We start from the raw sequence: 8,906 nt of genomic DNA on the forward strand, positions 1-8,906 counted from the left end.
CGGGGGCGGGTCAGCCGACGCGGCGCGCGGCCAGCAGGCCGTCGCCGACGGGCAGCAGGGTCGGCACCAGGCGCTCGTCGGTCGCCGCCTGCGTGAGCAGCTCGCGGATCGCGACCGTCTCGGCGTCGCGACGCTCGGGGTCGGCCACCCGGTCGTGCCAGAGCGCGTTGTCGAACACGACGACGCCACCCGGGCGCACGAGGCGCAGGGCCTGCTCCAGGTACTCGCCGTACTCGACCTTGTCGCCGTCGACGAACACGAGGTCGTAGCCGTCGTCGGTGAGCCGGGGCATGACGTCGAGCGCCGAGCCCGCGATCAGGCGGAAGCGCTGCGGTGCGAAGCCGGCCGCGGAGAACACCTGACGGGCGTGCCGCTGGTGCTCGGCCTCGAGGTCGACCGACGTGAGGACGCCGTCGGGCGCCATGCCACGCAGCAGCCACAGGCCCGAGACGCCGGTGCCGGTGCCGACCTCGGCGACCGCGCGGGCGTCGAGCACGGAGGCCAGGAAGCGCAGGGTGGCGCCGCCGGCCGGACCGATCGGGGTCACGCCGACCTCGTCCGCGCGTCGACGCGCCTCGGCGAGGTGGTCGTCCTCGTCCTGGTAGCCCTCGACGTACTGCAGGCTCGCTTCGCTGGTGATGATGGCTCCTCGGCTGACCGGGCCGGACGGGTACCGGCTCGGTCAGAAGCATAGTGAGCGCAGGCCCTCCCGTGCCGCTGCACCGCCGGGCGGGATCCGTGTCGCGCCGGCCCACGCGACCCGGGATGATCAAGGGGGAACCGTCAGCGTCCTCTGGGCGTTCTCTCAGGAGACGACGGAACGATCGACGACATGAAGGACGACGACGTGAGCATGCAGGCCGCGACCCTGGAGACGGGCGCCGACCTGTCCTGGGACCGCATCGTGGAGGAGCACTCCCCGCGGGTGTACCGCCTCGCCTACCGGCTCACCGGCAACCGGCAGGACGCCGAGGACCTCACCCAGGACGTCTTCGTCCGCGTCTTCCGCTCGCTCGACCGCTACGAGCCGGGCAACTTCAACGGCTGGATCCACCGGATCACGACCAACCTGTTCCTCGACCGGGTCCGCCGCTCGAGCAAGCTGCGCATGGACGGCTTCACCGACGGCGCCGAGGACCGCCTCGAGGGCCGCGAGCAGCTGCCCGAGGCGTTCGTGCACGACGCCGGCTTCGACCCCGACATCGAGGCCGCCCTGTCCTCGCTCACCGAGGAGTTCCGCGTCGCGGTGGTGCTGTGCGACGTCGAGGGTCTCTCCTACGAGGAGATCGCCGACGTCCTCGGCGTCAAGATCGGCACCGTCCGGTCCCGGATCCACCGCGGGCGCACCCAGCTGCGTCAGGCGCTGGCCCACCGTGCGCCGACCGCCGGTCGTACCCGTGTCTTCGGAGCCCTAGGAGCCTGATGGCCCACCTGGACGCCGACGTCGCCGCCTTCGTGGACGGGCAGCTCTCGCCCGATGCCACGGAGGCGGCCTCACGTCACGTCCAGGACTGCGCCCGCTGCCGCGAGGCCGTCGCGCAGCAGCGGCACCTGAAGATGCGCATGCAGGCGACGTCCGACGTCCGACCGCCGGCCTCGCTGCTCGCCTCGCTCTCGGAGCTGCCCCGCACGCCGGCGCCGCAGCCCCCGCCCCTCTGGACGCGTGTGCTCCACTCGGCGGTCTGGGGCGCGAGCGGCGTCGTGGTGGGCGCCTCGCTCGCCGTCGTGCTGATGGCGTACGTGGCGGGCGCCCCCGGCCGTGGTCTGGGCGACGCCGTGGTGCCGCCGGTCGACACGTACGCCGCCGACTTCCGGGCGGCAGCCGTGGGCGGGGGCGACACCGTCCGCCCCGCGAGCAACGGGCAGGACGTCATGACGACCGCCCGCATGGCCGACCTGACGGCCAACGGCTGGCCCTGCCACGGCACCCTCGGTCACGACCTCGAACGGGTCGAGGGGCGGTTGCAGGCCGAGGGCGCCGTCAGCCTGACCTACACCGACGGCACGGGCCGCCTGGAGCTGCACGAGCAGACCGGGGCGCTCGACACCGACCGGCTGCACGGCTTCGCGCAGCGCCGGCTGGGCGACCACGAGGTCTGGGTCCGGGACCAGCCAGGGATGCGGACCGTCGTCTGGGACGCCGAGGGCGTGGTCTACACGGTGGTGACCGACGTGGACGACGCGCGACTCGTGCCCGCCCTCGGCGACCTCCCGGCCGCCGCGCCGCGGCCGGGTCTGCGCGAGCGTGTCGGCCACGGGCTCGACCGGCTCACGGGCTGGCTCACCGTCTGAGCCCGTCCGCTCCCGGCGGGGGCGGACGTCGGCTCAGGTGGCCTCGTCGTCGTGGGGCGGGACCTCGCCCGGACGCAGGATGCGGTCCTGACGGACGGGCGCGGGCTCTCCGGGCTGGTCGAGGACGTGCCGGCGGACGACCTCGCGCGGGTCGAGGTCGCGCAGGTTCAGCTCGGAGAAGTCCTGGCCCATCTCGCGCCCGAGGTCGTTCTTGGCGTTCTCGGCCATCTGGCGGACCGTGCGGACGAACTGCCCGGCCTGCTTGGCCATGCCGGGCAGCTTGTCGGGGCCGAACAGCAGCAGACCGACGACGAGGATCAGGCCGATCTCCGGCCAGCCCATCCCGAGCACGTCGGGTGCCTCAGAGTCGACCGACGGGGGCGAGGCCCAGCTGCATGCCGGCCAGGCCTCGGGAGCGTCCGGTGAGCGAGTCCGCCACCTGCTGCAGGACCTTCGCCGACTCGCTGCCCGGGTGGGTGGCCACGATCGGGCGACCGTCGTCGCCACCGACGCGCAGCTGCTCCTCCAGGGGCACCTTGCCCAGCACCGGCACGTCGTGCCCGAGCCGCTCGCCCAGGGTCTTCGCGACGGCGTCGGCGCCGCCGCTGCCGAACACCTCGAGGCGCTCGCCGCCCGGCGTGACCAGGTAGGACATGTTCTCGACGATGCCCACGACGCGCTGGTGCATCATCGAGGCCATCGTGCCGGCGCGCTCGGCCACCTGGGCGGCGGCCTGCTGCGGCGTCGTGACCACGACGACCTCGGCGTTGGCGAGGTGCTGGCCCAGGCTGATGGCCATGTCGCCCGTGCCAGGCGGCAGGTCGAGCAGCAGCGCGTCGAGGTCGCCCCAGAACACGTCGCTGAGCATCTGCACGAGCGCGCGGTCGAGCATCGGGCCGCGCCAGGCGACGACCTGGTCGCGCTTGGGCTTCAGCATGCCGATGCTCATGACCTTGACGTCCGGCGCGCCGGGGGAGTCGGGGACCTCGACCGGCACCGGCAGGATCATGTCGTCGACCTGGGTGGGCCGGCGGTCGCCGACGCCCATCATGTCGGGGATCGAGTGGCCGTAGATGTCGGCGTCGACGATGCCGACCTTCAGTCCGCTGCGGGCCATGGCGACGGCCAGGTTGACCGTGACCGACGACTTGCCGACCCCGCCCTTGCCCGACGCGATGGCGTACACCTTGGTCAGCGAGCCGGGCTGGGCGAAGGGGATCTCGCGCTCGGTCTGGCCTCCCCGGAGCATCTCGCGCATGCTCTTGCGCTGCTCGTCGGTCATGACGCCGAGGTCGACGTGGACCGTGTGCGTGGGGGCGATCTTCTCGACAGCGGCCGTGGTGTCACGCGTCAGCGTGTCCTTCAGCGGGCAGCCGGAGACGGTGAGCAGGAGACGGACCGTGATCGACGTGTCGTCGATCGTGACGGTGTCGACCATGCCGAGCTCGGTGACAGGACGCTTGATCTCGGGGTCGACCACGCTGGCGAGAGCCTCGCGGACCTGCTCCTCGGTGGGGACGGAAGCCATGGCTCCCATCGTACGGGCGACCCCCGCACCGGTGTGCCGCAGGCGAGCCTCAGTGACCGCGAGGGCCGGAGCGGCCCCGTCCGCGGACGTCCGGGCCGGCCTCGGGGCTGCCGTCCTCGCCGTCGTCGGGCTGCTCCTGCAGCGACTCGAGCAGGTCGCGCAGCTCCGAGCGCAGGAAGTCGCGCGTGGCGACCTCGCCGAGGCCGAGCCGCAGGCTCGCGACCTCGCGGGCGAGGAACTCCATGTCGGCGTGCGACTGGGCGTCGGCGCGGCGGTCCTGCTCCTGCTGCACGCGGTCGCGCGCCTCCTGGCGGTTCTGCGCGAGCAGGATCAGCGGTGCCGCGTAGGACGCCTGCAGCGACAGCATGAGCGTGAGGAAGATGAACGGGTACTCGTCCCAGCGCGGCCGCTCCGGGCCGTAGGGCACGTTCCACACGACCCAGACGAGGATGAGCATCGTCATCCAGATGAGGAAGCGCGCCGTGCCCATGTAGCGGGCGAACGACTCCGCGAAGCGGCCGAAGCGGTCGGTGTCGCCCGAGCGCGGCCGCAACGTGCGCCGCCGTCCGCGCTCGCGGGGCTGGTCGAGGCGGTCGCGGTCGCGGCGGGCCTGCTCGCGGTCGCGTCGCGCCTGCTCGCGGTCGTGGCGGCCGCCGTCGCGGGAGCGCTCAGCCACGCTGACCCACCCCCTGCGGGGTCTCGTCGCGCGTGCGGTCGCTGTCGCGCTCGCGCCAGCCCTCGGGCAGCAGGTGGTCGAGGACGTCGTCGATGGTGACGACGCCCAGCAGGTGGCTCGTCTCGTCGACCACGGGGAGCGCGAGCATGTCGTAGGACGCGAGCAGGTTCGCGACGTGCTCGAGGCTGGCGTCGGGCCGGGGCCAGTCGATGTCGTTGTCGGCGAGACCTCCGACGAGCGTCGACGGCGGCTCGCGCAGCAGGGCCTGGAAGTGCACGATGCCGAGGAAGCGACCGGTCGGCGTCTCCAGCGGCGGGCGGCACACGTAGACCATCGACGCGAGCGCCGGGCCCAGCTCTGGCTCGCGCAGCCGGGCCAGCGCCTCGGCGATCGTCGCGTCCGGCGGGAGGATGACGGGCTCGGTCGTCATCATGCCGCCGGCCGTGCGGTCCTCGTAGGTCAGCAGGCGACGCACGTCCTCGGCGTCCTCGGGCTTCATGAGCGCGAGCAGCTGCTCCGACGTGGCGGGGGGCAGCTCACCGAGCAGGTCGGCCGCGTCGTCGGGGTCCATCTCCTCGAGGACGTCGGCCGCCCGCTCGGGGTCGAGGACGCCCAGCACCTCCACCTGGACGCTGTCGGGCAGCTCCTCCAGGACGTCGGCGAGCCGCTCGTCGACCAGCTCGCCCACGATCTCGGCGCGGCGCTTCGTCGGCAGGTCGAGCAGGGCGTTCGCCAGGTCGGCCGGACGCATCTCGTCCATCGTGGCCAGCAGGTGCGTGGCGCCCTGGCCGGGCTCCTGGCCGACGAGGCCGGTGACCTCGTCCCACTGCACGACGTGGGTGGCTCCGCGGCGTCCGAACCGCTTGCCGGACTCCTGGACCGCCACCGAGCCGAGGTACCAGTCGCGGCGGGTGTCCTGCTCCATCGCCAGGTCGTAGACGGTGCCGGTGCGGGCGTCGGGCAGCGTGACCGTGCGGTCGAGCAGCTCGTGGATCGCGAGCGTCTCGGTGCTGCGCTTCTCGAAGCGACGCATGTTGAGCACCCCGGTGGTGATGACCTGGCCGGAGTCGAGCGAGGTCACCCGACCGATCGGCAGAAACACCCGGCGGCGCCCGAGCACCTCGACGACGAGGCCCACGACGCGCGGTCGGCGGGGGCCCCGCAGCGCCACGACGACGTCGCGCAGCTTGCCGACCTGGTCGCCCGCGGGGTCGAAGACGTCCTGTCCGACGATGCGCGACAGGAAGATGCGTCCGGGGCTCGAGGTCACCTGCCCAGGGTAGAGGCTCGACGTCGTGCGGCCCGCCCGCCCGGTCCCAGCCGTCCGCTCCCGGCCGTGCCCCGGTCGCCGCCCGACGCGCGGACCGGCGCGTCCTCTCGTACGCTTCGAGACGCACGTCACAGGCGGCCTGGCCGTCCCACCAGACGAGGGGGAACCATGTCCACGAGCGTCCTGGCCCGGGAGCGCACCGTCGCCGGCCCCGGCTTCAACCGCTGGCTCATCCCGCCGGCCGCGCTGGCGGTGCACCTGTGCATCGGCCAGGTGTACGCGACCAGCGTCTACAAGGCCTCGCTGGTCGAGCACTTCGACACCAGCCTGACCGCGGTGGGCGTCGTCTTCTCGATCGCCATCGTCATGCTGGGCGTCTCGGCTGCCGTGTTCGGCACCTGGGTCGACACCGGAGGGCCGCGCCGCGCCATGGTCGCGGCCGCCACCTGCTGGGCGACCGGCTTCCTCGTGGGTGCGCTCGGCATCGCGACGAGCCAGCTGTGGCTGCTGTACCTCGGCTACGGCGTGATCGGCGGCATCGGCCTGGGCATCGGCTACATCTCGCCGGTCTCGACGCTCATCAAGTGGTTCCCGGACCGCCCCGGTCTCGCGACCGGCATGGCGATCATGGGCTTCGGCGGCGGCGCGATGATCGCGAGCCCGCTGTCGAGCACGCTGCTCGGCTGGTACGACTCCTCCTACGACACCGCCACCGGACTGGCCTCCGGCTCGGCGGTGGCGAAGCTGTTCGTGACGCTCGGCCTCGTGTACCTGGTCGTCATGCTGTTCGGTGCGTGGCTCGTGCGGGTGCCGGCGGACGGGTGGGCGCCGCGTGGCTTCGACCCGTCGACCGTGAAGAAGAAGGCGCTCGTCACGACGGAGAGCGTGTCGGCCAACAACGCCGTCCGCACGCCGCAGTTCTGGCTGCTCTGGGTGGTGCTGTTCTGCAACGTGACCGCCGGCATCGGCATCCTGGAGCAGGCCGCGCCGATGATCCAGGACTTCTTCCGCGAGGGCCAGGACTCGACGGTGGCGGCAGCCGCCGCGGCCGGCTTCGTCGGCTTCCTCTCGCTGTGCAACATGGCGGGCCGCTTCGTGTGGTCCTCGACGTCCGACGTCGTGGGCCGCAAGAACATCTACGTCCTCTACCTCGGCGTCGGCATCGTGCTCTACGCGACGCTCGCGCTCGGCGGCTCGGGCTCGACCGTGCTGTTCGTCGTCCTCGCCGGGTTCATCCTCAGCTTCTACGGCGGCGGCTTCGCGACGATCCCGGCGTACCTGCGCGACCTGTTCGGCACCTTCCAGGTGGGCGCCATCCACGGCCGTCTGCTGACCGCCTGGTCCGCGGCCGGCGTGGCGGGACCGCTGATCGTCAACGGCTTCCTGGACGCCAGGGGAGAGCCGGGAGCCCTCACGGCGGCCGACTACCGTCCGGCCTTGCTCACCATGGTCGGCGTGCTCGCCGTCGGCTTCGTCGCCAACCTCCTGGTGCGGCCGGTGGCGTCGCGCTTCCACGAGCCGCACGGCGCGGAGCCGACCGCCGAGCACACGCCGGCCTCCGCGCAGGGCGAGGACACGACCGCCGAGGGCATCACGCCGCTCGCGGTGGTGGCGTGGCTCGTGGTCGGGGTCCCGCTGGTCTACGGCGTGTACGAGACCGTCGTGAAGGCCTCGGCCCTGTTCTGAGCGCCGCGGCGCCCGGCCCGGGCGCGTCGGTCAGGCGACGACGCGCTCGGGACGGGTGTAGACGTTGAAGCTGCTGCCGCGCGAGAAGCCGACCACGGTCACGCCCAGCCGCTCGGCCAGGTCGACCGCGAGCGACGACGGCGCGCTCACGGCGGCCAGCACCGGGATGCCGGCCATGGCCGCCTTCTGCACCAGCTCGAACGACGCCCGCCCCGACACCTGCAGCACCGTGCCGGTGAGCGGGAGGCGGTCCTCCCGCAGCGCCTGGCCGACGACCTTGTCGACGGCGTTGTGCCGGCCCACGTCCTCGCGCACCACGAGCGGCGTGCCGTCGGTGCCGAACAGCCCCGCCGCGTGCAGGCCGCCGGTGCGCTCGAACACGGCCTGCTGCTCGCGCAGCCGGTCGGGCAGGGCGGCGAGCACGGCGGCGTCGACCTGCACGTCGTCCGCCGCCACGTCGAACGCCGAGGTCGTGGCGACGGCGTCGATCGACGCGAGGCCGCAGACCCCGCACGAGCTCGACGTGTACACGTGCCGCTCCCGGCTCGCGGCGACGAGCGCACCCGGACCGCTGACGCCGACGTCGATGACGTTGTAGGTGTTCTCGTCCTGCTCCGGCGCGCAGTACCGCATGGCGTGCAGCTGGTCGGTGCGTGCGACGACGCCCTCGGAGACGAGGAAGCCGGCGACCAGGTCGAAGTCGTGGCCGGGGGTGCGCATGGTCACCGCGAACGACGCGCCGGCCACGCGGATCTCGAGAGGCTCCTCCGCGGCGAGCGAGTCGTGCCGCGGCGTCACGCCCACACCGACCTCGACGTGCTGGATCCGGCGTCGCTGGACGGGCTTCGTCATGACGGGGACCCGGTGGTGTCGTCCTCGGCGCCGCCGCGGGTCTCGGCGAGCAGCTGTGCCTGTGCCACGACGCGCCGGACGGCGTCCTCGCCGCCTCCCGCCAGCCCGGCCGCGTACCCCGCCAGGAAGGTGGTCAAGGGTGCCGCCGGGCGGACCACGGCGTGCGCGGCGACGGCGGCGAGCTCGAGGACCCGTTCCGCGTCGGTGCCGGGGTCGTCGACGCCCAGCTCCGAGCACAGCTCGTGCCACCAGGTCTGGATGGTCTCGTCGCGGTCGCTCATCAGTGGTCCTCCTGCAGGGCGTCGAGGTCGGCGGGGGAGTCGAGGTCGTGCGTGGCGCCGTCGGGGGAGGGGACCAGCACGACGTCGAGGTGGTCGAAGAGGTGTCGCAGCGACGCGTCGACGAGGTCGGGCAGCGCGCGGACCACGTCGGCGGCGTCCGCCGAGAGCAGGGCCGACGTCCAGTGGGCGCGGCCTGTGGCGTCGGCCACGACGAGCGCCCCAGCCGGACGCGGTGCACCCAGGAGGGCGTCGACGAGCTCGGCCGCCCGAGGCAGGTCGGCTGCGAGCACCACGACGGGCGCGCCCGGGGCCAGCGCCCGG

At 73.2% G+C, this 8,906-nt stretch carries 11 protein-coding genes; 3 read left to right on the forward strand and 8 right to left on the reverse strand.

Annotation, left to right across the window (positions count from 1 at the left end; all coding sequences use genetic code 11):
- Positions 1-10: 10 nt before the first annotated feature.
- Positions 11-640, reverse strand: coding sequence for a class I SAM-dependent methyltransferase (locus NH339_RS15870; protein ID WP_253027006.1), 630 nt, complete (start codon positions 638-640; stop codon positions 11-13).
- 192 nt (positions 641-832) lie between these two features.
- Here NH339_RS15870 and sigE point away from each other — a divergent pair, with 192 nt between their 5' ends.
- Both sigE and NH339_RS15880 read left to right on the forward strand, forming a co-directional pair.
- A complete protein-coding gene (gene sigE, locus NH339_RS15875) occupies positions 833-1,423 on the forward strand; it encodes an RNA polymerase sigma factor SigE (RefSeq protein WP_067855790.1) in 591 nt (196 codons plus the stop codon).
- Positions 1,423-2,292 carry a hypothetical protein gene (locus NH339_RS15880; RefSeq protein ID WP_253026999.1) on the forward strand — a complete coding sequence of 290 codons (870 nt, stop codon included), beginning with the start codon at positions 1,423-1,425 and terminating at the stop codon, positions 2,290-2,292. Before sigE ends, NH339_RS15880 begins: the two co-directional genes overlap by 1 nt.
- 33 nt (positions 2,293-2,325) lie before the next feature.
- Here NH339_RS15880 and NH339_RS15885 read toward each other — a convergent pair whose 3' ends face one another.
- Genes NH339_RS15885 through NH339_RS15900 form a run of 4 tightly spaced genes read right to left on the reverse strand, consistent with a single transcriptional unit; the run spans position 2,326 to position 5,766 of the window.
- On the reverse strand, positions 2,326-2,634 hold the full coding sequence (locus tag NH339_RS15885; protein ID WP_253027007.1) for a sec-independent translocase: 309 nt from the start codon (positions 2,632-2,634) through the stop codon (positions 2,326-2,328).
- 19 nt (positions 2,635-2,653) lie between these two features.
- Positions 2,654-3,820 carry an Mrp/NBP35 family ATP-binding protein gene (locus NH339_RS15890; RefSeq protein WP_253027000.1) on the reverse strand — a complete coding sequence of 389 codons (1,167 nt, stop codon included), beginning with the start codon at positions 3,818-3,820 and terminating at the stop codon, positions 2,654-2,656.
- A gap of 49 nt (positions 3,821-3,869) precedes the next feature.
- Entirely contained in the window at positions 3,870-4,496 is a 627-nt protein-coding gene (locus NH339_RS15895; RefSeq protein ID WP_374208332.1) for a DUF1003 domain-containing protein, read from the reverse strand.
- Positions 4,489-5,766 (reverse strand): magnesium transporter MgtE N-terminal domain-containing protein, encoded by a 1,278-nt coding sequence (locus NH339_RS15900; RefSeq protein WP_253027001.1) that lies wholly within the window; start codon positions 5,764-5,766, stop codon positions 4,489-4,491. The genes NH339_RS15895 and NH339_RS15900 overlap by 8 nt, the downstream gene beginning before the upstream one ends.
- A gap of 168 nt (positions 5,767-5,934) precedes the next feature.
- Between NH339_RS15900 and NH339_RS15905 the strand changes: the two genes are divergently transcribed.
- Positions 5,935-7,452, forward strand: coding sequence for an OFA family MFS transporter (locus NH339_RS15905; protein ID WP_253027002.1), 1,518 nt, complete (start codon positions 5,935-5,937; stop codon positions 7,450-7,452).
- Between the two features lie 30 nt (positions 7,453-7,482).
- On the opposite strand, the gene fdhD is transcribed toward NH339_RS15905, so the two are convergent.
- The 3 genes from fdhD to NH339_RS15920 all read right to left on the reverse strand — a co-directional run.
- On the reverse strand, positions 7,483-8,304 hold the full coding sequence (gene fdhD / locus NH339_RS15910) for a formate dehydrogenase accessory sulfurtransferase FdhD (RefSeq protein ID WP_253027003.1): 822 nt from the start codon (positions 8,302-8,304) through the stop codon (positions 7,483-7,485).
- Positions 8,301-8,585, reverse strand: a complete 285-nt coding sequence (locus NH339_RS15915) for a DUF6457 domain-containing protein (RefSeq protein ID WP_253027004.1) — start codon at positions 8,583-8,585, stop codon at positions 8,301-8,303. Before NH339_RS15915 ends, fdhD begins: the two co-directional genes overlap by 4 nt.
- Positions 8,585-8,906 (reverse strand): molybdenum cofactor guanylyltransferase (locus NH339_RS15920; RefSeq protein ID WP_253027005.1); only part of this gene is annotated, 322 nt, incomplete at its 5' end. The genes NH339_RS15915 and NH339_RS15920, both read right to left, overlap by 1 nt.

The organism is Aeromicrobium sp. CnD17-E (assembly GCF_024124745.1).
In the GTDB taxonomy this organism is placed as follows: domain Bacteria; phylum Actinomycetota; class Actinomycetes; order Propionibacteriales; family Nocardioidaceae; genus Aeromicrobium.

What these genes read in the sequence shown, in the direction of transcription:
- NH339_RS15885 (WP_253027007.1), bottom strand. Translation starts at nt 2,634, where the DNA reads ATGGGCTGGCCGGAGATCGGCCTGATCCTCGTCGTCGGTCTGCTGCTG.
- NH339_RS15890 (WP_253027000.1), bottom strand. Translation starts at nt 3,820, where the DNA reads ATGGCTTCCGTCCCCACCGAGGAGCAGGTCCGCGAGGCTCTCGCCAGC.
- NH339_RS15905 (WP_253027002.1), top strand. Translation starts at nt 5,935, where the DNA reads ATGTCCACGAGCGTCCTGGCCCGGGAGCGCACCGTCGCCGGCCCCGGC.
- sigE (WP_067855790.1), top strand. Translation starts at nt 833, where the DNA reads ATGAAGGACGACGACGTGAGCATGCAGGCCGCGACCCTGGAGACGGGC.
- NH339_RS15880 (WP_253026999.1), top strand. Translation starts at nt 1,423, where the DNA reads ATGGCCCACCTGGACGCCGACGTCGCCGCCTTCGTGGACGGGCAGCTC.
- fdhD (WP_253027003.1), bottom strand. Translation starts at nt 8,304, where the DNA reads ATGACGAAGCCCGTCCAGCGACGCCGGATCCAGCACGTCGAGGTCGGT.
- NH339_RS15915 (WP_253027004.1), bottom strand. Translation starts at nt 8,585, where the DNA reads ATGAGCGACCGCGACGAGACCATCCAGACCTGGTGGCACGAGCTGTGC.